Below are 26,985 nucleotides of genomic sequence, written 5' to 3'. Positions count from 1 at the left end.
TTTTCGTGATATAATTATTATAATAAGAAGAACTTTAAATAAGGAAATATTTTGATATTAAAAGATACGAAAACAATGCAGGATGGTGCAAGAGATGAAAAAAGAAAATAGAATCAATACGAAGAAAACCTTTGTTATTATAGTTCTAATTGCCGCAATAATAGGAGTTTTTTTCTATATGACTAAAAAGGAAAAGTTTTCAAACAAAGAAACGGCTTATTATATAGTTAATTCAGATATGTTGAAAAAATCCGGAGGTCTTACTGGACTTGATATTGATGGGGAAATTACTAGTGAAGAAAGATTGAAAATCCAAGATGTAACATTATTTGCCTACAAAGATAAGGAATTTTTAGCAAGTGGGCATAGGGCGAACAACAACCTAATTATTGATAAGGATGGGAAGGTAAAAGAGTTTTCCTTGCTAGATAATCCGAATTATTCGGGGGTAACTGCTCTTACATCAGATGGAGAAAATGTTATAGCCATAATGAATGGCAACCTTGCTGATAATACTTACCAGAATTTGTTGGTAATTCAGGATATAGAAGGAAATGTGAAAGAGAAAAAGATTTTAGATATTTATGCATCAGATGCGATATTTTCTGGTGATAAAATTTATATAGTGGGTTCTTTCTTACAAGTGGATAAAGATCTCTGGTCCAGCAAGATAATCTCTTATGACTGTAGCAATGGTGAAATAAATGAGAATATAATATCTAAAGATAGTCGATATGAGAAAGGTGTGATTATAGAGGATAAGATATATTGTCAGTCTGCTAATATGGATAACGAGGCAAGAAAAATAGATGTGCTTGATAAAAATATTTTGAAAAAAATCAATGAGTTAGAATTTGATGATTTAATTAACGGTATTTTCGCATTTAAAGAAGACCTTTACGGCATATTTGATAATAAGATTTGCAAGATAAGTTCTAATAATGAATTAACCAATCTATATTCTCTTTCAAATGACAAATATGTGGAAAGTTACATTATAGATGATGAAAACCTATATGTTTATTCAAGAACTGAAAATCCAACAAAGGAAAAAGGAAAAATTAACCTCGGAAATATTACGAAATACAATCTTAATAGTGGAGAAAGCCTTGAAACACCGATCTTAATTAGAAATAAAAATTATGACAATATAATTTTTTATCCTGTTAAGTAGGGTGGTTGAAAAAATTAAGGAAGGTGGATTTTATGAATTATACTAAGTCTTTGAGTTTTAAGAAAGTTTTGACTATTTTGATCGGTTCCTTTTTGCTTTCTGTTATGTTTTTACTGACAAGTTGCAGCAAAGAGCCTGTATCAGAGAACAAAGAAGTGGAATTTCCTTTGGATGATAAGGGATATCCACAAAACAATGTGGTAATGATAAACAACAAAGCTTATCCTATAGATCTTGTAGGAGAATTACATATGGGTTCTGAAATTGAAATTAAAATGGATCAAGATAGCGACCTTGTTGAGATTGTTCTTCCTCAACGTCTTCCTATTAATTATTGGAGCCTTGATGAAAAAGAAAATTTGAATTTAATTTCATATATTATGACTGATTTTCCAATAAAAAATGAGAATATGGTCGAAGGTCCATCAGCAGCTGTGCAAAAATTTGTGCTTAATGTTGCCAGAGAAGAAACTTCAGAAATTTTACTAAAATGGGCGAATGTGGATGAAGTGGATAAGTTATTTAAGGATAAAAAAGAGGATTATCTCTTAAAAATAAAAGTAACTTATTAGGAGATTTTTAATAAAAAGGCGAGCGGAGAAGAAAAATTTGAAAAGGAGATGACTTATGAAAAATATTTATAATATCTGTAAAACATGTCTCGGAATACTTTTTGCCTTAATTAGCATATATGTCATTAAAGAATGTGTTTTTGGCCACTATATTGAAGGAGTATTAATGGCTAAGACTTTGCCCCTATCAATTACCCTGATAGCCATAGCAATCTTATTTTTTGCTATAGAAAATAAAAATAAGGGCGAGTAGGTTTTGCCCTATAAAGGATAAAATAAAAAATTTTGAAAAACGATTAGGAATAAAATCTTAATCGTTTTTATATTGCTATAAAAATCACTTAGAATCCAGTATAGTAATCATATAAGAAATATCGAGGGAAGATTTCCCTTTTTTATTGGAGGAAGTATGGAAGATATTAGAAAATCTGCCTGGCTTGAATTGACTGAGGCAGAGCTTAAAGATTTGGACGTTTTTTCTAAGGATTATCTTGGCTTTATGGATAAGTCTAAGACAGAAAGAATGGCTGTTAAGGAAATTATTAAAAGAGCGGAAGAGGCTGGTTTTAGGCCACTTGAAGACTTAATTAAGGCTGGCGAAGTAAAAGCTGGGGCTAAGGCTTATGCTATAAATAGAAACAAGGCTGTGGCTTTATTTGTCCTTGGATCTAAGGACCTTGAAGAGGGCATGACCATTGTTGGTTCCCACTTGGATAGCCCAAGGCTTGACCTTAAACCAGTTCCACTTTTTGAAGAAAGTCACGCAGCTTATTTAAAAACCCACTATTACGGTGGTATTAAAAAATACCAATGGACAAATATTCCATTAAGTCTAGTTGGCGTTGCTTTTAAAAAAGATGGCACAAAAGTTGAAATATCAATAGGTGAAAAGGATGATGACCCAGTATTTTTCATCTCTGAACTTTTAGTCCACCTATCAGCCGACCTTAACCAAAAGAAGGCGGGCGAAGTTATAGAAGGTGAGAAACTCAACATCATGGTAGGATCAATTCCTCTTAAGGATGAAAAAGAAAATCCTATCAAGAAAAATGTTTTAAAATACCTAAAGGAAACCTATGGCCTTGAAGAAGATGACTTTATGGTGGCAGAATTAAATGTAGTGCCAGCCACCAAGGCACGTGACGTTGGCTTTGATAGGTCAATGATAATGGCTTATGGCCACGACGATAAGGTATGCTCTTTCGCTTCTCTAAAGGCAATCCTTGAAGCTGGAGAAAATATACCAGAAAAAACTCTAGTGGGTCTTTATGTTGACAAGGAAGAAATCGGCTCTGTTGGTGCAACAGGTATGACTAGCCAATTTTTCGAAGACATGGTCCTTGAAATATTGGAAGCCGAAGGCAAGGGCAATATTGTTAGCCTAAAGAGAGCCCTCAGAAATTCTAAGGTCCTTTCTGCTGACGTAACCCTTGCAGAAGATGCGGGTTATCTTGATGCAACAGAACCAATGAATACAGCCAAACTTGGCCACGGTGTAGCTCTTACAAAATATACAGGTTCACGTGGAAAGGGTGGGTCAAACGATGCTGACGGAGAATATTTATCTGAAGTAAGACTTGCCTTTGCTAAAGAAAATGCCATTTGGCAAACAGGGGAACTTGGCAAAATCGACCAAGGTGGTGGTGGCACAATCGCCTATATCCTCGCAGAATACGGCATGAGCGTTGTTGACTGCGGTACTCCAGTCGTATCCATGCACGCACCTCTAGAAGTAATTTCAAAAGCCGACCTCTACCAAACCTACAAAGCATATCTAGCTTTCTTTAAATACATTTAAGCTATTGAATTGTACGCATTTACTAGGAATTAAAAAACTCATAAAAATATTTGACATTCGTTTTAGCTAGTGTATAATAATAGTTTTTCTTGACTAAAGGACCATCTGGAAGTATAGTGATACAAGTATCAAATGGAAGGATGATTAAATGGCACAAAGATCAGTTCACGATATTAGAAAAGAAGTAGAAAATTCGGTGGGCAAGGAAGTTATCCTTAAAGCCGATATGGGCAGGAAGAGAGTTAAAACTAAGACAGGTGTCATTGTGGATGCATTTCCAAGTGTATTTACAGTTAAGGTCAACAACGAATTTGATGTGGAAAGAACTATATCTTACACTTATTCAGATATATTAACATCTCAAGTAAAGTTGACTACAGACAAATAAAAATATGGGACTGTTGGGAAAAACAGTCTCTTTTTTGTTTTATATATAGAAATTTTAAGGAAGGTAGTATGAAATACGCAGATTTACACATGCACACCTCATTTTCAGATGGGGACTACGATATAAAAGAAGTAATAGAAATGGCAGTGGGGGCAGGCATCAAAACCATGGCCATAACTGACCACGACAGGGCAGACCACTTTGAAAAAATTAAGGAAATCGGCAAAGACTTCGATATTAGACTAATAAAGGGCCTTGAAATATCGGCCTACGACTTTGATAGCCACAAAAAAGTCCACATCGTTGGCCTATTTTTGCCAGAATCTACACCGGAAATTGATAAACTTAATGCCATAACCAATACAAAAAGGGAAGCCTATCACCTTTCTCTTTTGCCAAAACTTGCCAAAGATGGATTTGAACTTGATTACGATTATTTAAAAACTTTTGCAAAAAACTCTATAATTTATAAGTCTGATATTTTTTGGGCCATGAAGGCAAAATATCCTGAGAGGATGGAGGGAGTCGGTTTTAAGGATATTTTCCACGAAAAAACCACTGATTCCCTTGCCAGGACCATGGGCTATATTCCAGTAAAAGACGCCATAGAGGCTGTAAATGCTGACGGGGGCCTATCAATCCTTGCCCATCCTCAAGAATATGACAACTGGGATGAAATTGAAAAATACAAGGAAATGGGACTTAGAGCCATGGAAATAAATCACTCCAGGATGAAGGACGGAGACTTCCAAAGGGCAGAAGATGTTGCGAAAAAACTTGATTTATTAATGTCAGGTGGGTCTGATTTTCACAGGTTAGGTCGTTTTGAACTTGGAGACTTCGGCCTAAGCGAGGATGAATTTAGGGCCCTAGAGGATGGATTTAGTAGAAATAATTAGTTAAGTTGCTTTGCCAAAAAATTTATAAACAGAAAAACGGATTAGCCTTTAATCCGTTTTATTGTTGGAAATTTTAGTCTTCTTTTTGTATGATTTCAATCCTGTAACCATCTGGGTCGGTTACGAAGAAATACTTGTTTGAGTTTGGTGTTAATCCTCTTATCTCTGTTACTTCATAGCCTTTGTTCATCAAAGCTTCTCTTAGAGTATAGATGTCTGGGTGGGAAATGGCGATGTGACCGTAGCCAGTGCCGACTTCGTAGCCTTCTTCCTGGTCGTAGTTGTAGGTTAATTCTAATTCAAAATCTGGTGAATCAGGAAGAATTAGATAAACTAAATCAAATTTCTTATCTGGAAACTCCTTCCTTCTTGATTCTACAAAACCCAATTCTTCTGTATAAAACTTAAAGGACTTTTCAAGGTCCTTGACCCTAACCATGGTGTGTAAAAATTTCATAAGCTCCTCCTTATTTTATATATAACCCAAAAGGGGAAATGTTATTCACTTAAAATAAATTAAAGTTTAACCTCTTAATAATTTTTAATAAAATTAAAGTTGACTTTAATATTATTTAGGTTTATAATGGTATTAACAAAGGAGGATGCCATGGGAAATGATAAGAGAGAATGGATTGAAAATCTTGACGATAGCGAAATTGACTTTATCAAGAGATTTATCCTAGAATCGGGATCCTTAAAGGAAATGGCAGCTATCTACGGCGTATCCTACCCAACAGTGAGGTTAAGGCTTGATAGGCTGATTGAAAAGATAAAATTATCAGATAAGGAAGATAAGTCCTATGTGAGCCTAATAAAATCAATGGCCATAGACGGGAAAATCACCCTAGATGCAGCCAAGATTTTGATTGAAGAATATAAGAAAGAAGGAGAAGAGAAATGAAGCTAGCTGCAGTAAACTCAGTAATAACAATTTTAATTTTGTTCGTACCATTAATTTTGCAAATTTTGATTTGTAAATATATAAAGGGAAGAGCAGGCTTAATCCTTCCAGGGATTTCTTTTATAATATCGATAATATATATGTTAAATATACCAGAAATTGATGGTAATTGGTGGATAGCCGTCCTTACAACTTTGGTAATAGCCAACATTCCAACAATAATCTACTACTTAATTTACAGGTACTACGACAAAAAAGAAAAACAAAAAGACGAACTAGACAAGATGAAAATCATGGATATGTAAAAAATAGAGCTAAGGAAGACCTTAGCTCTGTTTTGGTATTTTCATTAGATTTTTTATTCCATAACTTTAAATTTTCAAATTATTTATTTTTTAGCTCAAGATATAATGTACCATTAGATTCATCAAGGATCTTAAAACCTAAATCCTCATGGATTTTCAAGGCAAAAGAACGTTCTTTTTCAAAATTATTGGCAAGGGCCCTTATAGAATCATAGGAAAAAGCTTTATTGACTAAAAGTTTTAGTCCTAATTTTCCATATCCTTGGCCCCTAAATTCGTCCTTAATCACAATTCCTATATCCCTTGTAAAATCATTAAGTCTTGAGGGATGAAAATTTACATCTCCTACAAAGGATTTTAAATCTTTGTCATAAATATAAGCGTAAAAATACTCGCTTGGATTTGAAAAATAAAGTTCGTACCATTTTTCCCAATAAGCCTGGTCATGAGTGATAGTGCCAGTTTCCTTATCATAGCCTTGATAGGGAAGATCATAACCTTTGTTGTAGGCCATGGTGGCTGGATCATTTAGGAGATTTTTTGCAAAGTCTAATTCATTTTCTTTTGGGAGATATAGTTTTATGTTTTTCATTTTTGATTCTTGCATACAAAAAGTAGGTGGTTAGTTGCTCCTAGTGTTTCTGAGTCTTTACAGTGACTTAAGTGCCATTCTAGATAATTTTTAAATGATTCTTCAGCCATTTCATCAAGGTACTTACTCAAAACTTCTGCGAATCCATCACTTGCTACTATGTCTTTTATTTCAATATCCTCACCTTCAATCATTTGTCTTGCTTCATCGACTTTGAAAAATATAAAAGGCCTATCAATTAATCTTTGTTTTCTAATGTCATAACTTGGGCTTGAAAAAATATTTAGGTTATAGTTGATAGATTCGCTAATTAAAACCATGTCGTGATTTATGTAGGAAATTAATATGTGTCCACCATTCTTGCAGATTCTTTTAGCTTGCCTAAGCACGTCTATTCTATCTTTGTCATCAGATAAGTGATACATTGGTCCAAATATTAAGACTAGGTCGAAATAATTTTCTTCTAAATCCTTTAGGTCGAAAGATGACTTATTATATGCTCTTATATTTGAAAATTTCTTTGCTTTCAGCTCTAGGTTCATAAAGTTTGTACTAGATGGCTCAAAAGCAGTAACTTCTTTAACTTTAGGGGCAAGGTGGATTGTATAAACTCCTGTACCGGCTCCTACATCAAGAACCTTAGAATTTGCATTAATTAATTTATCTATTTCCCTTTGGGTAGTGATTTTCTCAACCAGACCGGTTCTTGATTTAAGACGGCTTTCTTCATCAAAGAGTTTATAGAGCTCTTCATTTCTTTTTAAATCATCATCAATTTTTATAATATTTTCCATATCCATAAGAGTCTCCTTTTATATAAATATACCCTAAAGCAAGGAAGGAGTTAGATATGTTATAGAAACTTGAAAAATTAAGTGATTTATCATATAATCTTGTTAAGAGAAGCCACCTCTTACCCATCAAAAAAGCCGCAAAGCTTTCAAACTTTGTGATACAAAACTACAAGTATTTCCCATTGGGACATCGAAAAAAGAGGAGTTGCACCTCCTCTTTTTTCAGTCCTTATTTCTTTTTTCTTTCCATAGCTCGAAAAGAATACTTGATAATAAGGGTAATACAAAACTTGAGATTACTGCTAATAGTATCTCTAACAAGTTTTTCCCCATAGAACACACCCCCTTTCTATCGGGGATAATATTATTATAGCACAAAATTATATAACAAAAAAAATCCGAGATTTAGAAACCACGGATTTTTTTAATTTGGTGGAGAATAGGGGACTTGAACCCCTGACCTCTTGGCTGCCAGCCAAGCGCTCTCCCAGCTGAGCTAATTCCCCAAGATAAATTTATTATATCATATGTAAAAAGAAAAAGCCACCCTAGCGAGTGGCTTTTAGTGAAGATAAATTAGTTATTACCTTTATCTTCTGTTTTTTCTTCTACTTTTTGTTCAGCTGCATCTTTAGCTGCATCTTTTGCTTCGTCTTTAGCATCTTCAGCTTTTTCTTCAGCTTTGTCAGCGTCTTCTTTAGCGTCTTTTGCATCTTCAACTTTTTCTTCAGCTTTTTCTTCAGCTGGAGCTTCTGTCTTTGTAGTTGTTTCTGTTGGTTCTTCAGCTTTCTTGTCTGCTGAGTTACCACATGCGCTTAGCACTAATGCTAAAGCTAATAGAGAAAATAATTTTTTCATAGTACCCTCCTATATTTTCTTGTGTACCCATTCTCCTAAATTAAATCTGTGTCTTAGACTTATAAATCTTGATGCTTGGTCAGATAGGATACCCACCCAGATACCAGCAAGTCCTAAGTTTAGAACATTAACACAGATAAGAGTTACTATGGATCTGATAAAGGTTACAGACACAAGTGCAACTCCTAACGTATATTTTACATCACCTGCGGCCCTTAAGCAACCCCCATATATAACTTGTGATATCTGGAGAAGGACGATAATTGTAAGAAACCTTGAAATTAGAACACCCATATCCAAAATATTATTTTTATCAAAAAATATAGAAAATATATCTCTACCGAAAAATATGAGGATTAGGGATATTATTACAGAAAATATAAAGCCTAACTCCTGGCAAGACTTGCCTAGTTTGAGAGCTTCGTCCTTATGGTTCGCGCCTAGGGCATTGCCTGTAAGGGCTATGGCAGCTGTTTGCATTCCGTCACCAAAGGAGAAGGATAGACTCAGGAGGTTCATGCCGACATTGTGGGCAGCAAAGGCCTCTGTACCAAGCCTTGCTGCAGTCATTGCTGTAATCATAAAGCCAATTCTTGCTGAGATATTTTCTACAAATAAATTTACGGCGAGGTTTCTGATTTCCCTAGCAATTTCTAGGGAAAATTTGAATTTGTTTTTTGCCATGGTTAGGAAATTCATGTAGGATGTCTTGTTAAAGAGGGAAATGATGCACATGACGGTTGCAACAACTGTTCCCAAGACTGTCGCAAGGGCAGCTCCCCTTACTCCCATTTTTGGAAAACCAAACCTGCCATTAATTAATAGATAGTTTAGGCAGATATTGACTACTGACGATACTAGATTGGATATAAAGGCTATTCGTGTATTGCCACACCCTCTGTGACCTGCGTTTATCAACATGGATAGGGCATTAAAAACCAGACCTAGCATGATAATAATGTAATAATCGTAGGCGAGCTTATGGGTTTCGGAGTTTGATCCAGCAAGCTCTAAGATTTTTCCAGCAAAAGGAATCATTACAAGGTCTACAATGATGACAAAAAATATCATTATGTATAGGGCAGTTGTGAGGGTGACATTAGCCTTATCTCTTTTTCCTTCGCCTTGGCGTCTAGCAATTAAGGCGGAAACGGCAGCATTTAAGGCAAAAAATGTTGAAAGGGCAAGAAATTTTGGCTGGATAGTTAGTCCGATTGCAGCAATAGCAGCAGGTCCTAGGCTTGATACCATAAAAGTATCAATAATTCCTGCAATAGAAACAAAGAAAAATTCTAGAACTGCTGGCCAAGCTATTGTCAATGATTTTTTGAAATATTCTTTTCTATTTAATTTCATAGCTAACACCCGATTAAGGTAAGATATTTTTCAATATTAATCTCTCTTGCACCTGGATTTTCTCTTTCATTTGCAAGGAGAATTTTTATTATATCTTGAGATGTTTGGTTAATAGCTTCGATCATTTTGAAATCTTTAAGCAAGTAGCCTATAAAAAGACCGTCAAAGAGGTCGCCAGTGCCTCCTACTTTTAGGTCTAGCTTTTCATAAGGGATAATTGTTTGCCTGCCATCATTATAGATTATGCAGGATTTATCATTGGTATTTGCAGATGTAGTTATTATCTTTTTGCCATTTTCTGTAAGTTTTCTTATGTCTAGGTCTAAAAATTTTGCTTCGGTTTCATTTGGAATTAAAATATCTGCTACTTCTATTAGGTCCTTATAATTTTCGATTTTACTTTCATCAAGGCCCTGGTAGAGACTACCATCATCTCCCATGATTGGGTCAAAGACGATGGTTGTCTTGTAGTCGAGACTTTTTATAAAATCTTTTATCATTTCCTTTTGACTTTCATCTTCTATGTAGCCCATAAAGATTAGGTCGAATTTTATTCCTAAATTTGTCCAATTTATAAGACTTTCTTTGATAAAGGGATCTATATTAAAAAAAGCATTCCCACCGAGGGAAAAATTATTTGCTATCATTGCTGTTGGCAGCAAAAAAACTTCACAGTCCATGTAGGAAAGTACGGGTGCCATAAGTCTTGCGGCAATCTTTCCCTTGGATACGAAGTCGTTTAGAATTAGTACGTTTTTCATTTTATTCTCCTTCTTTATATCTTATGGATTTGCAATAATAAGTCAAATCTTAAGGATAAAAAACTTTATAGAAGTATAGTAGCAGTATGAAGGACTATAAGAAAAATGTAGTTAACAAAATTAAAGAAAACAAGTATGTCAAGAAGACAAAAAAAGGTCTAGGTTCTTTGATATTCTCGAGGGCAGGGCTTTTTGCATTTTTGATTCTTGCCCAAATTTTCATCCTGGTAGGACTTTATAGGTATTTTGGGATTAACCAATATTATCTTTTTGGAGGTTCATCCATCCTTAGTATCATCATGTTGATGGTGATTTTAAATATAAACGATATGAACCCTTACATGAAATTGTCCTGGGCACTTTTTATCATTGTAGCACCAACTTTTGCTATTATAGCTTTCTGGATGTCTTACTTTAAAATCGGCTACAGGAGTGAGCACAAGAGGGTTCTGGACCTTGAAAGAGAGTCGAGAATCTATCACCAAAGGTCTCTTAGCAAAAAGGAACTCATGGCGACAGAGGATAAGAGATTTATAAATCTTGCGACCTACCTAAAATACATTGGGGGATTTTCTGCCTATAAATCAAGTAAGTCCCAATACTATAAGTTGGGAGATACTATGTTTGATGCCATGTTAGAAGATATAAAAAATGCTAAGGACTTTATCTTCATGGAGTTTTTTATACTCGACTATGGCTATATGTGGGGAAGCATTCTTGAACTTTTGGTAGAAAAAGTCAACCAAGGTGTAGAAGTTAGGCTTTTAATCGATGGATCAAACCTAATAACTAGGCTCCATTCTAATTTCGAAGAGGAAATGGAAGAGTTTGGAATCAAGTTTAGGGTCTTTTCCAAAATGTATCCTATAGTTTCTACCTACCTAAATAATAGGGACCACAGGAAGGTCATGGTTATTGATGGCAAGGTTGGCTATACTGGCGGAATAAACATAGCTGATGAGTATATCAACAGGTATGAGCGTTTTGGCCACTGGAAGGATTGTGGTCTAAGAGTTGAGGGAGAGGCTGTAGAAAGCCTAACTGTTCTTTTCTTAACTATGTGGAATGCGTCCAAAAAAAACGAGGTCGACGAAGACTTTAGTCCATACTTGGAATATGTCACAGCCAAGGAAGAAGACGGTTATTACATTCCTTTTGCAGATAATCCTACAGACGATGAGAGACTTTGCAAAAATATTTACCTTGATATGGTGAATAATGCTAGGGACTATGTCTATGCAATGACACCTTACTTTATTGTGGATGATGAAGTGATTTCTGCCCTTCAAAGTGCCGCAAAAAAGGGCGTAGACGTTAGGCTTGGCATACCTCATATACCAGACAAAAAAGTTGCCTTCACCCTTGCTAAAAACCATTACCCGGAACTTTTAAAATATGGAGTTAAAATCTACGAATATACACCTGGTTTTGTCCATTCCAAGACTTGGCTTGCCGATGGGAATATCGGCGTAGTCGGTACAATTAACCTTGACTACAGGGCCCTTTATCAAAACTTTGAATGTGGAGTTTTGGTCTATAAATCAAAAAGCCTAGTGACAATCAAAGAAGACTTTGATGAATTTTTCAAAGCAAGTAAGCTTGTGACAGATGAAGATCTAGAAAATATGAAAACTTCAACCAAAATCGCAGGCAAACTCCTAAAACCATTTGCACCTTTGATGTAGGACTATAAATTAAATAAAAATAAGGCTGGAATCGCCCGGTCTCAGACTTTAGACAAAGTGATTCTCACCCTCATTCAGACGAACGAAATGAGGAAGAGCACATAAATTTGGGATTTAAATATAATTATAAATATTATATTAATTTGTCTATACTCTGAGGTCCGCTCTATCCAGTCTTTTTTATTTGACAAAAAACCAATCCTTGATATAATGATTATAAGATGTATGGTGTATGACCAAACAGTAAGGAGTTACGATGTTTAAATTAGACGCAAATTCAGAGACTCCTCTTTATATGCAGATAGTTGAGCAAACCAAGGTCGCCATTGCGGCAGGCTATCTTCAAAATGGAGATAAGTTTCCATCTGTAAGAGAATTATCCAAGGAGCTTTTGATTAACCAAACAACAGTTTCCAAGGCATTTAAAGAGTTGTCCAGTCAAGGAATTATTAAAACCCAACCGGGTATAGGTACGGTAATTGAGCTTAATAGTGAAAAAATCGATATCAAAAGAGATGAGTTTATTGATAAGCTAGAAGAAGACCTATCCCAAGCAATCTTCCTTAAGATTAGCAAGGAAGAAATTATCGAATTGTATGAGAAAGTAGAAGGTGAGATAGATGTTATTTGAAGTTAACAATATCAGCAAGGCCTTTGGCAAAAATCAGGTCCTAAAAGACGTATCTTTTGTTCTAAGACCAGGCACAATTACAGGTATAGTCGGCAGGAACGGGTCAGGTAAGACTACCCTCCTTAAAATCCTTTGCGGGATTTATTTGGCAGAAGCTGGGGTCTTTACCCTTGATAAGAAAAAACTAAGTGAAAATCCAAAATTAATCAAGCATATAGGATTTTTGCCAGATAGGTTTGATTATTTTAGTTTTTATAAGGCCAAAGACTTGCCAGAATTTTACAAGATAAGCTATGAAGACTTTGACAGCGATTATTTCTTTACTGAAATAAATAAAAACGAAATTGACCCAAACCAAAATATTAGAAATTTATCCAAGGGACAAAAAAACCTCTTAGGACTTATTACTATCCTTGCCTCCAAGGCTGATATCCTCCTAGTTGACGAGGTCCTTGATGGGATGGATGTTTTAAATAAAAAACTAATTCTTTCTTACATCCTAGATGCCAAGGAAGAGGGGAGAACAGTTCTTGCTTCAAGCCACGACCTAGACCATTTAACTGGGGTTTGCGAGGAGATTTTATATCTTTCTAAGGACGGCAGGCTCAAAAATACAAGTGTGGATACCAAAAATATAAGAAAGGTCCAAGTTGTTGTCAAAGACAAACTCCCACAGGCTTTGGCAGACAATTCTGTTCTTGTATCTTCTCTTGGTAGGGTCAAGGTAATCCTAATTAAGGCGAATGATAAGCTCTTAAGCGAGTATTTATCTGACGATGGAATTGTCCAATACGACATGCTTGATCTAAAAATAGAAGACTACTTCTATATGGAAGCTGGAGGTGAAATATGAAAGACTTCAGGAAATTACTCAAATTAACTTGGAAGAGATATGCAATATGGTTAATCCTTGTCGGATTTTTCTTCACCCTTTCAAACACCCTTGGGGTTAAAAGTAACTTAAAATGGGACGCAATAAGGATTACAGATAATGTAAGGCAAATGGAAAATTATCTTGGTGAGGAGAAAAGTCATCCGAAAGATCAAAAAATTGATGAAAAATATCTAAAGGAGGCAGAAAAAACAGCCCAAGCTTTTGCTAAAAAATATAAATTAAGATATAGAAAAGAAAGGTCTTATGATGAAGACTACATGGAAAAACTCAACAAAGACGACCTTTGGGATAAGCAAACTACCTACGAAGAATATATGAGAGGAAGAGAAAATATTAATTCCTATAAGCTAGACATGACAGAAAAACTAACAAGTTCTATGGCCCTATCCCTTGTCTTTATCATGATAATCTCAATGGGACTTACATCTATCGAAGAATCCCTAAACTACTATGACTTTACCAGGATGCTTCCTTGGTCAAAGAAAAGGGAATTTTTGATGAAAATAGGGGTTGCCCTAGTTTTTGGCATTGCCTTGTTTATCATAAATATCATAATGGTGAGTATTACAATAAAGGGGTCAGTTTTTTCTGAAATAGCAAATTTTGCAAAGATGGGGATTTTCCTCATGAAATCCATGATTTCCCTAGTGTCAGCATCCTTAGTTGGCGTATCCTTAGGACTTTTGGCTGGAAACTTCCTCGGCCACATAGGACTATCAATCATTGCCATAGGTTTTGTAGAATGGTTTAAACTTATAATATTTTCATTTTTGGGAATATTTGGAGATACCTATCCAGGGACTTTCAATGATGCCTATTATAATTTTAAAAATGACCTAGCTCCAGCAAGTAGAGTCTTTCTATCACTCTTAAATGCAGATTTTGAAAAGACTTCAACCCTTTGGGCGGGTTTGGTAGTTGCCTTAATAATAGCTGTTGGAACTTACTTCTTGATAGGAAGGTCTTCAGCAGAAAGATCAGGCTACATGGTTAAAAATAAGGCCCTATCAGAGATTTGCAAGTGGTCAGGAATCTTATCCCTAACTTCCATTCTCTTTGTGATAATATCAAGTTTTATTAGTTTTGATGGAGCAAGTATCATATTAAGGATCTTTGCCTACGCCCTTTCCCTCTTGATATCTTATAAGTTATTTGATATCCTATTTAAGATAAGACTTAAATTTTAAGAGGAGAGATATGGCAAAAGATAGACTAACTTGGGATGAATACTTTATGAGACTGGCAGAAACAGTTGCCATGCGAGGCACTTGTGACAGGGCCTATGTGGGTTGTGTTCTTGTAAATAGTGAAAATAGGATAGTTTCCACAGGCTATAACGGATCAATTAAGGGAAATAGCCACTGCGATGAGATAGGACACACCATGAGGGATGGTCACTGCATAGCCACCATCCATGCTGAGATGAACGCCCTTTTGTACTGCGCCAAGGAAGGGATTGCAGTAAATAATTGTATTTGCTATGTGACCCACTTTCCTTGCCTAAATTGCACAAAGAGCCTAATTCAAGCAGGGATTAAAAAAATCTATTATAGAAATGCTTACAGGGTAGACGACTATGCTGTGGAACTTTTAGAGAAAAATGGCATAGAATATATCAAAATTGAAGAGAAAGACCAATGATATTGACAGCGGACTTTGACGGAACAATTTTTATAGACGGGAAGATTTCCCAAAAAGACATAAAGGCAATAAGAGATTTCCAGCAAGCTGGGAATCTTTTTGCTATTGTGACAGGCAGGTCTTTTGCGAGCCTCACCCCCTTAATAGAAGGAAAAATCAAGCCGGATTCCTTGATTTGCAACAATGGAGGTCATATTTTTGTAAAAGATAAGAATGAACTGAGAGAAGTCTTGAAGGCTGAAATTCACCCAGACAAGGCTAGGGACTTTTTGAAATTTTATGAAAATAAAATTGACAATCAACTCGCAATCTTTACAGAAAGTGCAAAGATAAATAATCTTGAAAATATAAATGAATCTATAATGGCCCTTGCGATTTATTCTGATGATGAAATTGTCAATCATTTCCCAGAAGACTTTGATTTTCATTATTCGATTGGCGTTATAGATGTGGTTAAAAAGGGTATAAATAAGCAAGGAGGAATAGATTTTATCAAGGATTACTATTCTTTTAACGGAGAAATTATTGCCATAGGTGATGACTACAATGATATTGATTTTCTAAAAAATACGCCACTTTCTTACACTCTTGATTATGTGACAAACGAGGCTGTAAGAGAAGTGTGTAATTATAGCGTGAAATCTGTGGCAGACCTTATAGAAAATCTAATGGAGGGCATATGAAATATTCTGATGACGGTAGACAATACCACATAGGCTTAAAGGCAGAAGACATTGGCAAATACGTAATTTTGCCGGGAGATCCTAAAAGATGTGAGAAAATCGCAGCCTACTTTGATAATCCAAAAAAAGTCGGCGACAGGCGTGAATTTGTAACCTATACAGGTTTTTTAAATGGAGAAAAAGTCTCAGTCACATCCACAGGTATAGGTGGTCCATCGGCTGCTATTGCCTTGACAGAATTAAGTAAACTCGGTGCCCACACCTTTGTGAGAGTTGGCACTTGTGGTGGCATCGACACAGATGTAAAAAGTGGTGATATAGTAATTGCTCAAGCTGCCATCAGAGCAGAAGGCACCAGCAAGGAGTATGCTCCAATCGAATTTCCAGCTGTGGCAGATTTTGAAGTGACTACTGCCCTAAAAAAAGCGAGCGAAAGTTTGGGAGCAAAGTCTCACATAGGAGTTGTCCAATGCAAGGACTCCTTCTACGGCCAACACGAACCTGACCTAATGCCTACATCTTATGACCTTAACAATAAATGGGAGGCCTGGAAAAGGCTAGGAACCCTCGCAAGCGAAATGGAATCAGCAGCCCTATTCACCGTAGCAAGATTTCTGAAAGTGAGAGTAGGCTCCTGCTTCTTAGTAGTAGCCAACCAAGAAAGAGAAAAAGAGGGACTCGCAAACCCAGTAGTCCACGACACAGACCTTGCCATAAGAGTAGGAATAACTGCTCTTAAAAATTTGATAGAGGCGGGTAAATAGAAGGTATGAGGATAGAGTGATTAGAAATTTACAAAATATAAATTACTGGAAGGAAACTATTAAAGAAAATGAGGACTTTTCAGTTAAATTATTAAGTAAAGACCTTATAAGGGGTAATAAATTTTTGGCTTCTTTAGTAAATGCTAATGAAAACACTGAACTTCTTTGTGTTGAAATTTTAATAAATAATAAAAACGAGGTCGTATCTTATTTTAAAGGTGTATTTAAGAAGGATATATTAAATGTAAATTTGATAAAAAACGATAATATAATAAAAATTTTTGATTTTATTTCCTCTGTTTCAGTTAAAGCAAATGTTATATTATCAATGGTCTACCTTGATGATACAGAAGAAAAATTCTTTAATATGAGGTCTGGAGATAAGATGTTGATGTTAAATTCTAAATATTATACAAACGAAGGTATTTTTGGAAATTTACAAGAGATTACTAGGGTTGATAGCTTTGAATTTTTTGAAGGAGGTAGGCTTGAAGAGTTGCTTACATCATAAGGTAGAAGAATATATTTTAAGCGAAATAAAAAATAGACACCTAAAACCAGGAATGAAAATTCTATCTGAAAGAAAACTTGCAGAGAAATTTAACTTAAGCAGGATGACTGTCAAATATGCAATTGACAAGCTAGTTGAAAGTAGAATTTTGATAAAAGTTCAAGGCAAGGGCACCTATATTTCAAATAATCTTAATTATAATGGAAGGATTATGTTATCGAAGGATAATCCAATCTCTATGAAGCATGAAAATATAGTTTTGGGAAAAACTTGCACAGACTATGTTCAAAGCTTTAAATTATTATATGACAGGGATGATCTTAATAGTATATTTAAAAAATATAAGGACTTCTATCAACTTGTAAGGATAAGGTTTGCAGATGAAAGCACATATGGGATAGAGTATTGTTACTTCCCTTTCGAGATATTCAAAGATGCAATTAGGTATGATTTTTCAAAAATATCTATTTATGATTACATGTCCTATAAAAAGAATATACCCAATAATTTTGTAACAAAAATAGAAGTGGTAAGGGATCCTAATATAAATGCTATCTTGAACTTAGATGCTGATAGTTACACATATAAAGTAAGATTTTACGGAATTAATAAAGATAAAAATTTGGTAGAATATACAATATCATATATGAAAATGGATAAGGTTGAATTTAAAATCAGATATGATTTTAATTAAACCTTATTTTTTTATTGGAAAAATTTTATAAGTGGTTGGTTAAGTGGTTTAAAAAATATGCGCTTTTTGTAAAAACGATTGCATAAAAGTTTTTGATGTTATATTATGAATATAGAAGCTATATAGTTTAAAAAAATTATTGGAGGTGGTTATGGAAAAGACAATGTTAGACTATATAAATACTATTCCGGATTTGGTAAAGAAAAATCTATTTGATCCAGCATTAACTGATAAATTCATAGATTTATATAAGGAAAACGGAAAAGGTTTAGTTTTAGTCGCTTCTGGGTCATCTTTCAATGCGTGCATGTCAGTAAAGTATGCTTTAAGAGATTTGTTAGGTAAAAATGTTGAAGTTTTTACTGCTCACACTTTTAAATATTATGAGCTAGATAGGTTTAAAGACGATTTCATTGTCGTGGTTAGCCAAGGAGGCAAATCCACAAATTGTATAGCCTTAGTTGATAGTCTAGTAGAAAAAAATATTAAAATGGCAGTGTTAACTTCAAACGTCGAAAGTGAAATAGGTAAGCACTCTGATAAAGTTTTTGATTATGGAATTGGAAACGAGACTGTTGGATATGTTACTAGGGGTTATGTAGGTCTTATAGTATTCTTCCTAAATTTTGCTATAAATTATTCTAAGGAAACATTATCTGATGGTTTTATAGAAAGTCTACAAAAAGATTGTGAGCAAGCTCAGATTATTTTTGATAGTATTGTAAGTCAAGCTAAAGAAATTTATGATAAAAACATTAAGGAGATGTTGTCAAGTAAGATTGTTCACGTGGTTAGTTCTGGAGATTGCCTGGGATTAGCAAGAGAAGCTTCATTAAAGATTAGCGAGACAACAAAAATCCCTGCTATGTATTTTGAAGCTGAAGAGTATTTGCACGGACCAAATTTACAGTTAACACCTGATTATTCAGTGGCAATAATTGATAATTTAGACGAAACTAGCGACAGGATTAAAGAGTTGTATAAAGCGTTGGGCTTAGTTACTGATAGGTGCTATTTTATAACAGGTAAGAAGGACGATTATAAAAACTGTATTCACTATGATTATAAAAATAAATTAAGTAGGTTAATCTATTCTATCGTACCTTTTCAATTATTTTCATATTATGTAACAAATACAATGAAAAGCTGGGATAGTCATCCATTAATGGAAAAATTTGATGATTTAATAGTGTCAAAAGCTAAGTGAGAAAGATTAAGGAGTTTTAAATGGGAAAAATATATAATTTTGATACAGAAAAATATTTAGAAGATGGGGTTACATCTTATCAAAAAAGAGAAGATGTAGAAAAGTTAGCAGTAGAAATCGCAAAAGAAGGGTTCGATAATATTTATCTTATGGGTATAGGTGGAACAGAGTTTGAATTTTATCACTTATATTATATGTTGGATAAGTATTTTGATGTTGATATTAGTTTGATTAGCGCTGCTGATTACTTCCTAAAAAAAGACAAGAAATTAACAGAAAAATCTCTAGTTGTCACAGCAAGTTCTAGTGGAAATACTGTTGAATTAATCAAGGCAGTTAAAGAATTCAAAAAAAGAGGAGTTAGGGTTGTTTCATTTACAAAATTAGATTCTGAACTTGCAAAATATTCTACTCATGTTGTAGAAGAAGCAGCAGTAACTGGTAAGGTTGAATTTTCATATCTTTTACAAACAATATTCCTTTATAAAATCCTAAACGAAATTGGTCAATTTGATGATTACAATGAATTTGCAGATCAATTAAAGGGCATATTTAAAGATTTAGTAGGAATTAGAGAAACATTTGATAAAAGGGCTGACTTTATAGCAAGTAAGATTTATGATGCAGAACATACAATTTTCACCGCATCTGGAGCTCTATGGGGTGAATGCCTCCTATATTCTATGTGCATACTAGAAGAAATGCAATGGATTAGAACTAGACCAGTAACAAGCTCTTTATTTTTCCATGGTACCTTAGAATTAGTTGAAGAAAATGTTCCAGTATTTATTATCAAGGGCGAAGATGAATTTAGAGAACAAGACAATAGGGTTGAGAATTTCTGCAAAAAAATTAATGCAGAACACTATGTATTTGATACCCAAGAATTTGCCCTAAATAGTATTGATGATAAGTTCAGAAAATTCTTAACTCCATGGATTGCAACAGCACTTTTAACTGAAAGAATGGGAAGAAATTACGCTAAATACACTAATCATAACTTGGAATATAGAAGATATTATAGACAATTTGAATATTAATAGGACCTGCTATGAAAGTTTTATTAGTAAGCCATGCCTACATGGCCAAGGGCGTAAAATCCAGTGTTGAGTTAATCTTGGGTCCTCAAGAAAACCTATATGCGATGTCTGCTTATGTGGATCAGGATATACCATTTGAAAAAGAAATCAAAGATTTTTTGTCTGAAAATACAAATGAAAAAATAGTTATACTAACTGATTTATTAGGTGGAAGTGTAAATAATGAAATAATTCAACTTGTTGCTAATATGGAAAACGTAATATTGCTAACAGGTATGAATTTAATAATGGTTATGAGCGTTCTGCTTGCAACTGATGATACAATCCATGAACAGATTGATGATATAATCGATGGTTCTAAAAACGGAATTTTAAGGTGTTCACAAGTAGATATTGAATCTGATGCAGATTTAGATGATTTTTAAGGAGATGTGATGATAAAATTATTAAGAATAGACCATAGGCTCTTACACGGACAAGTTGCTTTTTCGTGGTCTCAAGCCTTAAATGCAAACGCTATCTTACTAGCTAATGATGCTTTAGTCCATGATAAGCTAAGACAGAATGTAATAAAATTTTCAAAACCTGCGGGTGTAAAAGTAATAGCAAAGAGCCTTGAAGATAGTGTCGCAGCTATAAAATCCGGGGTAACAGACAAGTACAACTTATTTATCATAGTTGAAAGTATAGAAGATTGTGAAAAATTAGTAAATGCTCTTGATATTAAAGAAGTAAACTTAGGTGGAACCTATCCACATGAAGGATACGAAAAGCTTGAAGTTGCAGTATATGCAAACGAAGAAGATAAAAATATATTAAGAAGAATGATAGCTAATGGGGTAGATGTATATATTCAGGGCGTCCCATCTAGTAATAGAGTTAACGTAAAAGATATTATTTAAAGGAGGATTTATGTTAAGAGAAGCGATACTTTTAGCCCTTATAATGTTACTTGGAAGGTCTGAGTTCTTTTTAGGAACAGCCTTAATTCAAAGGCCTATAGTTATCGGACCATTAGTTGGACTTGTTTTTGGAGATTTACACACAGGATTAGTAATGGGAGCAACACTAGAACTTGCCTTTATTGGTGCAGTTAGTATTGGTTCATACATCCCACCTGATATGTTGTCAGGAACAGTGCTAGGTGTAGCATTTGCAATTAAAGCTGGAAGTGGTCCTGAGACAGCATTGACCCTTGGTATGCCAATTGCAAGCTTGATGCTAGCCCTTAGAACTATAGTTGGATCTCCACTATTAGTAGCCTTAGGCCACTTGGCAGATAAACACGTTGCAGATGGAAAGTATAAGATGTTTACATTTGATGTATTGGTAGTCCCATTCCTAGTAGAAATTATGACATCAAGTTTAGTACCAATTGCATATTACTTTGGTAGTGATGCCGTAACAAGCGCCCTTGGAGGAATCCCTGAATTTATAACTACTGGTATTGAGATTGCAACAGGAATGCTACCTGCACTTGGTTTTGCTATGTTAGCTCAAATGATAATGAACAAGAAAGTAGCACCTTATTTCTTCTTAGGCTATTTCTTACTAGCATATTTCTCAAAATCTGGCTTAACAACTACAGGAATTGCTATATTCTCAATAATTATGGCAGCTATTGGTTTTTTCAAGCAAGATGAGGTTAAAGAAGTTAATTTAACTGATAGTGAACAGGAAGGATATGTTTTAGATGAATTTTAATAAAATAAAAAATCAAAATAGTATTATTACAAAAAAAGATTTAGCAAATTTAGGCTTAAGAACACTTCCAATGGAACATTCTTGGAACTACGAAAGAATGATGCACATGGGATATGCATGGGCATTAATGCCAATTTTAAAGAAGCTATATCCTGAAGATGAAAAATTTAGAGAAGCCTTAACAAGACATCTTGAATTTTATAATACAACACCATTTATAATCAGTTTTCCTCTTGGTATATCTGCTGCTATGGAGGAAGAAAGAGCTAATAATATAGACACCTTTGATACAAAGTCAATATCAGATGTAAAAACAGCTTTGATGGGACCTTTAGCAGGTATTGGTGACTCAATTTTCTGGGGCACTTTAAGGATTATTGCAACTGGTATAGGCACATCCTTGTCACTACAAGGCAATTTATTAGGACCTATATTATTCTTACTAGCATGGAATATACCAAGTTGGATATGCAGGTATGTTTTATCTTTTGTAGGTTTCAACCTAGGTACTGAAGTTATTACTCAAGCTAATGAACAAGGTATAATGGAAAAATTAACAAAGGCAGCTTCTATAGTGGGTCTTGCAGTTGCAGGAGCTATGACTTCTGAAATGGTAAATGTTAATATAGGTATTAGCATAGGATCAGGAGATGCTGCAACAACAATTCAAGAAATATTAGACGGAATAATTCCTGGTATCCCAACTTTATTAGTATTTTGGCTATCTTGGGTATTGTTAAAGAAAAAAATCAATCCATTAATAATTATGCTTATTATGTTGGTTGTAGGTTTAATAGGTTCCTATACAGGCATTCTTGCAGCATAGTTAATGTCAATAAAAAATGATGTGCATTATGCATATCATTTTTTATTATTGGTTAATAGTTGGAGAAAGGTAGTATATGAAAAGTTTAATATTTGATGTAGACGGGACAATATTGGATTCGATGCCTATGTGGCTTGAACTAGAAAATAACATATTAAAAAAATATGGACACACAATGGATAGCCTTGATAAAGACACCAAGGATACGATAGAATCACTTAGCATAGAAGGTATGAGCAAGTTTATTGCAGAAACCATAGCAACAGATATGACCTTCGAAGAAGTTTTTAATTATTTTCAAAGTTCAATTGATTATAAGTATGCTAATGAAGTGGATGCTAAGGCAGGAAGCGTTGATAAAATTAAGTATCTTAAGGCTAAGGGCTTTAAATTAGCGGTAGCTTCATCTTCAAGTTCTGATTGTATAATTAAGGCTTTCAAAAGGTTAGGAATTTATGAATGTTTTGATATAATCGCAACAGCTGACAATACTGGCCTAAGAAAATCTGAAGATGAATTTTGGAAAAGCTTAATAGAAAAATTAGGAAAAGATAAAAACCAAGTCATACTTTATGATGATGCTATATATGCCATAAATCAAGCAAAGAAGCTGGGTATAGAGGTAGTAGGGATAAAAGATTTTCCATGGAATGAAAAAGATTGGGATAAAATTCAACTAACAGCTGATTACACTTTGGATGGAATTTGCGATATAAGTCTCGATCAAATCATAAAGTAGAAAAATATAATTAAATATGGACTAAAAAAGTATTAGCCAAACTTGTAAATTATTCAAAAGACATTAAGACTTAAATATCTAGAATTGGAATGATTTAAACAAGTTTGGTTTTCATTTTCTAATATCTGAATAGTTTATTTATATTTAGATAATAAATTCAAATTTAATATTGATAAATTTTTAATTTATTGTTATAATAGTAATATAATATTACGGAATCGTTTCCAATAGGAGGAAAAATGAAAAGAAAATCGCACAAAATCATCAAAGCCTGCGCCCTAGGCCTATCATTCCTACTAGTAGGTGGGATAGCAGTAAGTCCAATTACAAAGACTTATGCACAAGAGCGAGCAGCAAATACTTCTACAACAAGTATAAAGAAAATTATGATAGAATATACACCTAAACAAGGTTCAAATTATACTGGAGCGTGGTTATGGATGGAAGGGACTCAAAAGTTTGAGTGTTTTGTACCTTTTAGGGATGCGAATGGCAAAAAAATTATTGAAACTGAAATTGATTGTGCAGATAATGCTAATATTGGTTATATTATTGCTGATATTAAAAAGAATGAAAATGGAGATGGATACATTTGGGGAGATAAGGATAAATCATACACAAATCCTTATGAATCTGATGATAGTAAGAAAAATAATAGGTATATTACCGTTGGGTCTGGTGGAATAAAATTTTCTCTGAAAGAAGGAGAAGCTGATCCTACAAGTAAAGATGAACTCAAAAGTCTAGCTGATAGAGTTAAAGAAGAATTAACTGAACTTAACGCTAAAGATCTTAGGGTGTGGAAAGATGAAAGAATTAATTGGGGTTATGCTTTAGAAAAAACAAGTACTAATGGACTTGAAGGTGAATATAAGGAATTATATGAAGCTCTTAACAATGCAGATGTTTCAGACGCTAGCGATAGAAATAGTTTTACAGAAATTCTTGAACCTAAGGCAGGTGAAATTAAGCTAACCTTTAAAGATAAATCAACCTTAAAATTAAAGAATAAGCTTTATGTATCAAACTACATTACCAGTTCAACCAATGCCCCAGATGATGTAGTGGATATAGAATTGATGGCTGGTGAAGGAGTTGATATTGTTGATGCTAGCGATAGTAATAATGTTATTGCAAGAGGTGATAAGGCGACTCCAGCATCTTACAAGAAGTATAAGGCAAAACCAGGAACTGACATTAAAACTTATAAATTTTCTGATGCAATTCCACCTATTTTAGAACTAGTCAAACTTAAACAACAAGATGGTTATGAAAATCCAGTATGGACAAGCCAGAATGGAACAGACTTTAAAGTAGATAAGAATAACAGAGTGTTCACAGCGAAAGCAGTAAAAAAATCTGAAAATAAAAAACCAAATCAACCGGAACAACCAAACCCAGAAAAGAAACCAGAAGACAAACCAAAGCAAAAGGAAAGTAAATCTAGGTCATATTATAACAGACTATTAGCTGGTGCTTTCCAAATACCAAAGCAAAAAACTAGCAAAGTTACTCAGGACCAATATGATAGGCTAAGAAAAGCTTACATGGAAAATAAAATTATGGTTAAATCAGCTAAATTCTTATTAGAAAATGCACCTAATACTATAAAACCTGTTAAGGCTAAGCTTGAAAGACAAGTAAAAAATGCGGAATCTATTATAGTAAGGACAGAAAAAATTCTTAAAATACTTGATGAAACGGGCTTATATACTAAGTAGGATTGATAATAAACAAGAAGGTGATGTTGCAGAATAGTTAAAACTATTCTGCTCATCACTTTTTTCTTGGATATTTGTATCAAGCTATTTAATTATATAGAAATTTTAAAGGTAAAGATAAATTTTTCCACAATTTTCCTAAAAATAGGCTCAAGTAATAGAGCTCCTCATTTTAACATTTTTTTCTTAGGCAGCTTTGTATTTTATGATTTCTAAGTTCCTATTTTTAATTTTTGAAGCTAATTTATTTAAGTTTAGTGCCATTGATAGAAGGCATATTTCACTTATTATATTTGCTTTTCCTCTGTGATGAAATCTATTGTAGTTTAAGCCTGACTTTATTTTAGAAAAAGCTCCTTCAGCTTGGATTGATCTATTTAATCTTTCTTCTATTCCTTGGTCAGATTTTATATTTTCTAAGGATTCTTTTCTGTATTTTTGGAATGTTTCTGCTATGTAGATTCCTTTGGTTTTTTGGCCACCTTTGTTCCGGTCAAAGCATCTGTAGACTTTACTTATACTTACATAACCACTTTTCTTTTTATCGTACTTGTCTTTACATCTAACAAAGATTTTTCCTTCTGGTGATATGTATTTGTCTTGAATGTCATCATAGACTAAGCTTTCCCTAAATTCTTGCTCTTTTTTATATTTTCTTGTTTTGGATTGTTCGTAGTTTGATGGTTTTATGTAGGATTTTAGATTGTTTTCTTCTAAGTATACATAGTTTTCTTCACTTTCATACCCTGCGTCTGCTACTATCCTATCTAAACTATTTGGATATTTTTCTATTAGTTTTTTTAAGAATGGTTTTAGGGTATACATATCATTTGGGTGATGAGATACATTTTCTCCTATGATGAAGCCTGAGGCACTTGCTAGTTGAATATTGTAGGCTGGTTTTAACTGACCATTTCTCATGTGGTCTTCTTTCATTCTCATGAATGTTGCATCATGGTCTGTTTTTGAGTAGGAGTTTCTGTAATCTCCCATTATTTCTAAATGCTCTTGATAAGTTTCTAGCTTGGTTTTCCAATCTTTTAGCTGTTCATAGTTTCGTTGAAGTTGATGTTTTCTTTTGCCCTGCCCATATACGAAGTTTATTTTCTTTTCTGTACATTCTTTACTTACTTGATTAAAGGCTATTTTTACTACTTCTAGTACTTGAGATGGACTTAAGTCTTTATTTAAATCAAAGTGTTTTATTATTTTTACTCTTAATTTTTCTTGCCATTTTTCTATGCTTCCTCGCCATACAAAGCTGTATCTATTGGCATAGGCTTCTATTTTTGTTCCATCTATGTAGATGCTTGATAGGTCTATTTGTTTTTCTTCTATTAGTATTTGGACCATTTGATTTAATAGATTAGGAGCTAGTTTTACTATTTTCTGTCTAAATCTATTTATTGTGGAGTGATCTGGTGGAGTTTGTCCATCTAGGAGATATTTTATTCTTAGATCATATTTGCATGATTTTTCTATTTCCCTTGATGAGAATATTCCTTCTGAATAGCAGAATACTATTATTTGAAGCATGGTTACTGGATTTACAGTAGGTTTTCTTCCAAATGATGAGTAGACTTTATTTAGTTCTGTTAGTTCTATCCTTTCAATTATATTTTTTACAAGCCTTAGTTTTATATCATCTTGGACGTATATTTCTGTGTTAAAGTTTAATTTTAATTGAATTGTATCATTAACTAGTGTAAAATTGGTTAGTGATGATGTATTACTATTTTGTTTCATAAATACATTGTATCAGAAAAAGACGAGGATGTTTAGTTTCCTCGTCTTTTTTCTATGTTGGGACTTATGCAACAGCCCCTTTTTGTGGAGTAATTTTGTA

At 34.0% G+C, this 26,985-nt stretch carries 32 protein-coding genes and 1 tRNA gene; 25 read left to right on the top strand and 8 right to left on the bottom strand.

Translation table 11 applies throughout. The features are described from left to right. The first annotated feature begins 94 nt into the window (after positions 1–94). From HMPREF1630_RS02600 to HMPREF1630_RS02575, 6 genes are all read left to right on the top strand, one after another. Positions 95–1,174 (top strand): hypothetical protein, encoded by a 1,080-nt coding sequence (locus HMPREF1630_RS02600; protein ID WP_037326800.1) that lies wholly within the window; start codon positions 95–97, stop codon positions 1,172–1,174. A gap of 32 nt (positions 1,175–1,206) precedes the next feature. Next, entirely contained in the window at positions 1,207–1,746 is a 540-nt protein-coding gene (locus HMPREF1630_RS02595; protein ID WP_037326798.1) for a hypothetical protein, read from the top strand. Positions 1,747–1,801: 55 nt separating this feature from the next. After that, positions 1,802–1,999, top strand: a complete 198-nt coding sequence (locus HMPREF1630_RS02590; protein WP_004828165.1) for a hypothetical protein — start codon at positions 1,802–1,804, stop codon at positions 1,997–1,999. Positions 2,000–2,155: 156 nt separating this feature from the next. Further along, positions 2,156–3,544, top strand: a complete 1,389-nt coding sequence (locus tag HMPREF1630_RS02585) for an aminopeptidase (protein ID WP_037326795.1) — start codon at positions 2,156–2,158, stop codon at positions 3,542–3,544. A 148-nt stretch (positions 3,545–3,692) separates the two neighbouring features. Continuing rightward, entirely contained in the window at positions 3,693–3,932 is a 240-nt protein-coding gene (locus tag HMPREF1630_RS02580) for a Veg family protein (RefSeq protein ID WP_004828169.1), read from the top strand. Positions 3,933–4,000: 68 nt separating this feature from the next. Continuing rightward, a complete protein-coding gene (locus HMPREF1630_RS02575) occupies positions 4,001–4,831 on the top strand; it encodes a PHP domain-containing protein (protein WP_037326793.1) in 831 nt (276 codons plus the stop codon). Between the two features lie 73 nt (positions 4,832–4,904). On the opposite strand, the gene gloA is transcribed toward HMPREF1630_RS02575, so the two are convergent. After that, the gene (gene gloA, locus HMPREF1630_RS02570; protein WP_037326791.1) at positions 4,905–5,288 is read right to left on the bottom strand and encodes a lactoylglutathione lyase; all 384 of its coding nucleotides are present in this window, start codon (positions 5,286–5,288) and stop codon (positions 4,905–4,907) included. Between the two features lie 150 nt (positions 5,289–5,438). Between gloA and HMPREF1630_RS02565 the strand changes: the two genes are divergently transcribed. Continuing rightward, entirely contained in the window at positions 5,439–5,732 is a 294-nt protein-coding gene (locus HMPREF1630_RS02565) for a DUF2089 family protein (protein WP_037326789.1), read from the top strand. Continuing rightward, positions 5,729–6,037, top strand: coding sequence for a hypothetical protein (locus HMPREF1630_RS02560; protein ID WP_037326788.1), 309 nt, complete (start codon positions 5,729–5,731; stop codon positions 6,035–6,037). The genes HMPREF1630_RS02565 and HMPREF1630_RS02560 overlap by 4 nt, the downstream gene beginning before the upstream one ends. Before the next feature lie 79 nt (positions 6,038–6,116). Here HMPREF1630_RS02560 and HMPREF1630_RS02555 read toward each other — a convergent pair whose 3' ends face one another. The 6 genes from HMPREF1630_RS02555 to HMPREF1630_RS02530 all read right to left on the bottom strand — a co-directional run bounded on the left by HMPREF1630_RS02555 (position 6,117) and on the right by HMPREF1630_RS02530 (position 10,398). Beyond that, positions 6,117–6,629, bottom strand: a complete 513-nt coding sequence (locus HMPREF1630_RS02555) for a GNAT family N-acetyltransferase (RefSeq protein ID WP_037326928.1) — start codon at positions 6,627–6,629, stop codon at positions 6,117–6,119. Further along, positions 6,626–7,429 (bottom strand): class I SAM-dependent methyltransferase, encoded by an 804-nt coding sequence (locus HMPREF1630_RS02550; RefSeq protein WP_037326786.1) that lies wholly within the window; start codon positions 7,427–7,429, stop codon positions 6,626–6,628. Before HMPREF1630_RS02550 ends, HMPREF1630_RS02555 begins: the two co-directional genes overlap by 4 nt. Positions 7,430–7,853: 424 nt before the next feature. After that, positions 7,854–7,929 (bottom strand) — tRNA-Ala (locus tag HMPREF1630_RS02545). Positions 7,930–7,999: 70 nt separating this feature from the next. Beyond that, positions 8,000–8,281 (bottom strand): hypothetical protein, encoded by a 282-nt coding sequence (locus HMPREF1630_RS09410; RefSeq protein ID WP_004828181.1) that lies wholly within the window; start codon positions 8,279–8,281, stop codon positions 8,000–8,002. 9 nt (positions 8,282–8,290) lie between these two features. Continuing rightward, a complete protein-coding gene (locus HMPREF1630_RS02535; protein ID WP_037326771.1) occupies positions 8,291–9,637 on the bottom strand; it encodes an MATE family efflux transporter in 1,347 nt (448 codons plus the stop codon). A gap of 2 nt (positions 9,638–9,639) precedes the next feature. Further along, positions 9,640–10,398, bottom strand: coding sequence for a bifunctional hydroxymethylpyrimidine kinase/phosphomethylpyrimidine kinase (locus tag HMPREF1630_RS02530; protein ID WP_037326769.1), 759 nt, complete (start codon positions 10,396–10,398; stop codon positions 9,640–9,642). An 86-nt stretch (positions 10,399–10,484) separates the two neighbouring features. On the opposite strand from HMPREF1630_RS02530, the gene cls reads away from it, so the two are divergent. From cls to HMPREF1630_RS02445, 17 genes are all read left to right on the top strand, one after another. Next, positions 10,485–12,083 carry a cardiolipin synthase gene (gene cls / locus HMPREF1630_RS02525; protein WP_004828188.1) on the top strand — a complete coding sequence of 533 codons (1,599 nt, stop codon included), beginning with the start codon at positions 10,485–10,487 and terminating at the stop codon, positions 12,081–12,083. Positions 12,084–12,339: 256 nt separating this feature from the next. Further along, complete coding sequence (locus HMPREF1630_RS02520; protein WP_004828189.1) at positions 12,340–12,714, top strand: GntR family transcriptional regulator; 375 nt, start codon at positions 12,340–12,342, stop codon at positions 12,712–12,714. Further along, the gene (locus tag HMPREF1630_RS02515; RefSeq protein ID WP_037326767.1) at positions 12,704–13,567 is read left to right on the top strand and encodes an ATP-binding cassette domain-containing protein; all 864 of its coding nucleotides are present in this window, start codon (positions 12,704–12,706) and stop codon (positions 13,565–13,567) included. Before HMPREF1630_RS02520 ends, HMPREF1630_RS02515 begins: the two co-directional genes overlap by 11 nt. Further along, positions 13,564–14,796, top strand: coding sequence for an ABC transporter permease (locus HMPREF1630_RS02510; RefSeq protein ID WP_037326765.1), 1,233 nt, complete (start codon positions 13,564–13,566; stop codon positions 14,794–14,796). Before HMPREF1630_RS02515 ends, HMPREF1630_RS02510 begins: the two co-directional genes overlap by 4 nt. Positions 14,797–14,806: 10 nt before the next feature. After that, positions 14,807–15,250, top strand: a complete 444-nt coding sequence (locus HMPREF1630_RS02505) for a deoxycytidylate deaminase (protein ID WP_037326763.1) — start codon at positions 14,807–14,809, stop codon at positions 15,248–15,250. Further along, positions 15,247–15,933 carry an HAD family hydrolase gene (locus HMPREF1630_RS02500; protein ID WP_037326761.1) on the top strand — a complete coding sequence of 229 codons (687 nt, stop codon included), beginning with the start codon at positions 15,247–15,249 and terminating at the stop codon, positions 15,931–15,933. The genes HMPREF1630_RS02505 and HMPREF1630_RS02500 overlap by 4 nt, the downstream gene beginning before the upstream one ends. Beyond that, entirely contained in the window at positions 15,930–16,697 is a 768-nt protein-coding gene (udp, locus tag HMPREF1630_RS02495) for a uridine phosphorylase (RefSeq protein WP_037326759.1), read from the top strand. Before HMPREF1630_RS02500 ends, udp begins: the two co-directional genes overlap by 4 nt. A 16-nt stretch (positions 16,698–16,713) precedes the next feature. Continuing rightward, positions 16,714–17,208 carry a hypothetical protein gene (locus HMPREF1630_RS02490; RefSeq protein WP_037326757.1) on the top strand — a complete coding sequence of 165 codons (495 nt, stop codon included), beginning with the start codon at positions 16,714–16,716 and terminating at the stop codon, positions 17,206–17,208. Next, positions 17,186–17,902: a GntR family transcriptional regulator gene (locus HMPREF1630_RS02485; RefSeq protein ID WP_037326755.1), complete on the top strand. Its 717-nt coding sequence runs from the start codon at positions 17,186–17,188 to the stop codon at positions 17,900–17,902. The genes HMPREF1630_RS02490 and HMPREF1630_RS02485 overlap by 23 nt, the downstream gene beginning before the upstream one ends. A gap of 151 nt (positions 17,903–18,053) precedes the next feature. Beyond that, positions 18,054–19,109, top strand: coding sequence for an SIS domain-containing protein (locus tag HMPREF1630_RS02480; RefSeq protein WP_037326753.1), 1,056 nt, complete (start codon positions 18,054–18,056; stop codon positions 19,107–19,109). 20 nt (positions 19,110–19,129) lie between these two features. Further along, positions 19,130–20,149: an SIS domain-containing protein gene (locus HMPREF1630_RS02475; RefSeq protein ID WP_004828210.1), complete on the top strand. Its 1,020-nt coding sequence runs from the start codon at positions 19,130–19,132 to the stop codon at positions 20,147–20,149. An 11-nt stretch (positions 20,150–20,160) separates the two neighbouring features. After that, positions 20,161–20,574 carry a PTS sugar transporter subunit IIA gene (locus HMPREF1630_RS02470; RefSeq protein WP_037326751.1) on the top strand — a complete coding sequence of 138 codons (414 nt, stop codon included), beginning with the start codon at positions 20,161–20,163 and terminating at the stop codon, positions 20,572–20,574. A 9-nt stretch (positions 20,575–20,583) separates the two neighbouring features. Further along, positions 20,584–21,051, top strand: a complete 468-nt coding sequence (locus HMPREF1630_RS02465) for a PTS sugar transporter subunit IIB (protein WP_004828214.1) — start codon at positions 20,584–20,586, stop codon at positions 21,049–21,051. A 10-nt stretch (positions 21,052–21,061) separates the two neighbouring features. Further along, entirely contained in the window at positions 21,062–21,853 is a 792-nt protein-coding gene (locus HMPREF1630_RS02460) for a PTS mannose/fructose/sorbose/N-acetylgalactosamine transporter subunit IIC (RefSeq protein ID WP_004828216.1), read from the top strand. Beyond that, positions 21,843–22,679 (top strand): PTS system mannose/fructose/sorbose family transporter subunit IID, encoded by an 837-nt coding sequence (locus tag HMPREF1630_RS02455; RefSeq protein WP_004828218.1) that lies wholly within the window; start codon positions 21,843–21,845, stop codon positions 22,677–22,679. Before HMPREF1630_RS02460 ends, HMPREF1630_RS02455 begins: the two co-directional genes overlap by 11 nt. A 76-nt stretch (positions 22,680–22,755) precedes the next feature. Beyond that, positions 22,756–23,418, top strand: coding sequence for an HAD family hydrolase (locus HMPREF1630_RS02450; RefSeq protein WP_037326750.1), 663 nt, complete (start codon positions 22,756–22,758; stop codon positions 23,416–23,418). Between the two features lie 239 nt (positions 23,419–23,657). Beyond that, a complete protein-coding gene (locus HMPREF1630_RS02445; protein WP_037326749.1) occupies positions 23,658–25,139 on the top strand; it encodes a hypothetical protein in 1,482 nt (493 codons plus the stop codon). Positions 25,140–25,325: 186 nt separating this feature from the next. Here the strand turns inward: HMPREF1630_RS02445 and HMPREF1630_RS02440 are convergent, their stop codons facing one another. Continuing rightward, on the bottom strand, positions 25,326–26,885 hold the full coding sequence (locus HMPREF1630_RS02440) for an IS1182 family transposase (protein ID WP_037325895.1): 1,560 nt from the start codon (positions 26,883–26,885) through the stop codon (positions 25,326–25,328). Positions 26,886–26,985: the final 100 nt, after the last annotated feature.

The sequence above is a fragment of the Anaerococcus lactolyticus S7-1-13 genome, assembly GCF_000758765.1.
Taxonomy (GTDB): domain Bacteria; phylum Bacillota; class Clostridia; order Tissierellales; family Peptoniphilaceae; genus Anaerococcus; species Anaerococcus lactolyticus.
The sequence above is the reverse complement of the archived record's forward strand: the minus strand, read 5'-3'. Positions and strand labels throughout refer to the sequence as shown.

Excerpts from the sequence above, each read along its gene's own strand:
- HMPREF1630_RS02455 (WP_004828218.1), top strand. The coding sequence starts at position 21,843 with ATGAATTTTAATAAAATAAAAAATCAAAATAGTATTATTACAAAAAAA.
- HMPREF1630_RS02550 (WP_037326786.1), bottom strand. The coding sequence starts at position 7,429 with ATGGATATGGAAAATATTATAAAAATTGATGATGATTTAAAAAGAAAT.
- HMPREF1630_RS02465 (WP_004828214.1), top strand. The coding sequence starts at position 20,584 with ATGATAAAATTATTAAGAATAGACCATAGGCTCTTACACGGACAAGTT.
- HMPREF1630_RS02475 (WP_004828210.1), top strand. The coding sequence starts at position 19,130 with ATGGGAAAAATATATAATTTTGATACAGAAAAATATTTAGAAGATGGG.
- HMPREF1630_RS02445 (WP_037326749.1), top strand. The coding sequence starts at position 23,658 with ATGAAAAGAAAATCGCACAAAATCATCAAAGCCTGCGCCCTAGGCCTA.
- HMPREF1630_RS02460 (WP_004828216.1), top strand. The coding sequence starts at position 21,062 with ATGTTAAGAGAAGCGATACTTTTAGCCCTTATAATGTTACTTGGAAGG.
- HMPREF1630_RS02440 (WP_037325895.1), bottom strand. The coding sequence starts at position 26,885 with ATGAAACAAAATAGTAATACATCATCACTAACCAATTTTACACTAGTT.
- HMPREF1630_RS02600 (WP_037326800.1), top strand. The coding sequence starts at position 95 with ATGAAAAAAGAAAATAGAATCAATACGAAGAAAACCTTTGTTATTATA.
- HMPREF1630_RS02585 (WP_037326795.1), top strand. The coding sequence starts at position 2,156 with ATGGAAGATATTAGAAAATCTGCCTGGCTTGAATTGACTGAGGCAGAG.
- HMPREF1630_RS02505 (WP_037326763.1), top strand. The coding sequence starts at position 14,807 with ATGGCAAAAGATAGACTAACTTGGGATGAATACTTTATGAGACTGGCA.
- HMPREF1630_RS02515 (WP_037326767.1), top strand. The coding sequence starts at position 12,704 with ATGTTATTTGAAGTTAACAATATCAGCAAGGCCTTTGGCAAAAATCAG.
- HMPREF1630_RS02580 (WP_004828169.1), top strand. The coding sequence starts at position 3,693 with ATGGCACAAAGATCAGTTCACGATATTAGAAAAGAAGTAGAAAATTCG.
- HMPREF1630_RS09410 (WP_004828181.1), bottom strand. The coding sequence starts at position 8,281 with ATGAAAAAATTATTTTCTCTATTAGCTTTAGCATTAGTGCTAAGCGCA.
- HMPREF1630_RS02530 (WP_037326769.1), bottom strand. The coding sequence starts at position 10,398 with ATGAAAAACGTACTAATTCTAAACGACTTCGTATCCAAGGGAAAGATT.
- HMPREF1630_RS02590 (WP_004828165.1), top strand. The coding sequence starts at position 1,802 with ATGAAAAATATTTATAATATCTGTAAAACATGTCTCGGAATACTTTTT.
- HMPREF1630_RS02560 (WP_037326788.1), top strand. The coding sequence starts at position 5,729 with ATGAAGCTAGCTGCAGTAAACTCAGTAATAACAATTTTAATTTTGTTC.
- gloA (WP_037326791.1), bottom strand. The coding sequence starts at position 5,288 with ATGAAATTTTTACACACCATGGTTAGGGTCAAGGACCTTGAAAAGTCC.
- cls (WP_004828188.1), top strand. The coding sequence starts at position 10,485 with ATGAAGGACTATAAGAAAAATGTAGTTAACAAAATTAAAGAAAACAAG.
- HMPREF1630_RS02565 (WP_037326789.1), top strand. The coding sequence starts at position 5,439 with ATGGGAAATGATAAGAGAGAATGGATTGAAAATCTTGACGATAGCGAA.
- HMPREF1630_RS02535 (WP_037326771.1), bottom strand. The coding sequence starts at position 9,637 with ATGAAATTAAATAGAAAAGAATATTTCAAAAAATCATTGACAATAGCT.
- HMPREF1630_RS02575 (WP_037326793.1), top strand. The coding sequence starts at position 4,001 with ATGAAATACGCAGATTTACACATGCACACCTCATTTTCAGATGGGGAC.
- HMPREF1630_RS02510 (WP_037326765.1), top strand. The coding sequence starts at position 13,564 with ATGAAAGACTTCAGGAAATTACTCAAATTAACTTGGAAGAGATATGCA.
- HMPREF1630_RS02555 (WP_037326928.1), bottom strand. The coding sequence starts at position 6,629 with ATGAAAAACATAAAACTATATCTCCCAAAAGAAAATGAATTAGACTTT.
- HMPREF1630_RS02470 (WP_037326751.1), top strand. The coding sequence starts at position 20,161 with ATGAAAGTTTTATTAGTAAGCCATGCCTACATGGCCAAGGGCGTAAAA.
- HMPREF1630_RS02500 (WP_037326761.1), top strand. The coding sequence starts at position 15,247 with ATGATATTGACAGCGGACTTTGACGGAACAATTTTTATAGACGGGAAG.
- HMPREF1630_RS02450 (WP_037326750.1), top strand. The coding sequence starts at position 22,756 with ATGAAAAGTTTAATATTTGATGTAGACGGGACAATATTGGATTCGATG.
- HMPREF1630_RS02595 (WP_037326798.1), top strand. The coding sequence starts at position 1,207 with ATGAATTATACTAAGTCTTTGAGTTTTAAGAAAGTTTTGACTATTTTG.
- udp (WP_037326759.1), top strand. The coding sequence starts at position 15,930 with ATGAAATATTCTGATGACGGTAGACAATACCACATAGGCTTAAAGGCA.
- HMPREF1630_RS02520 (WP_004828189.1), top strand. The coding sequence starts at position 12,340 with ATGTTTAAATTAGACGCAAATTCAGAGACTCCTCTTTATATGCAGATA.
- HMPREF1630_RS02480 (WP_037326753.1), top strand. The coding sequence starts at position 18,054 with ATGGAAAAGACAATGTTAGACTATATAAATACTATTCCGGATTTGGTA.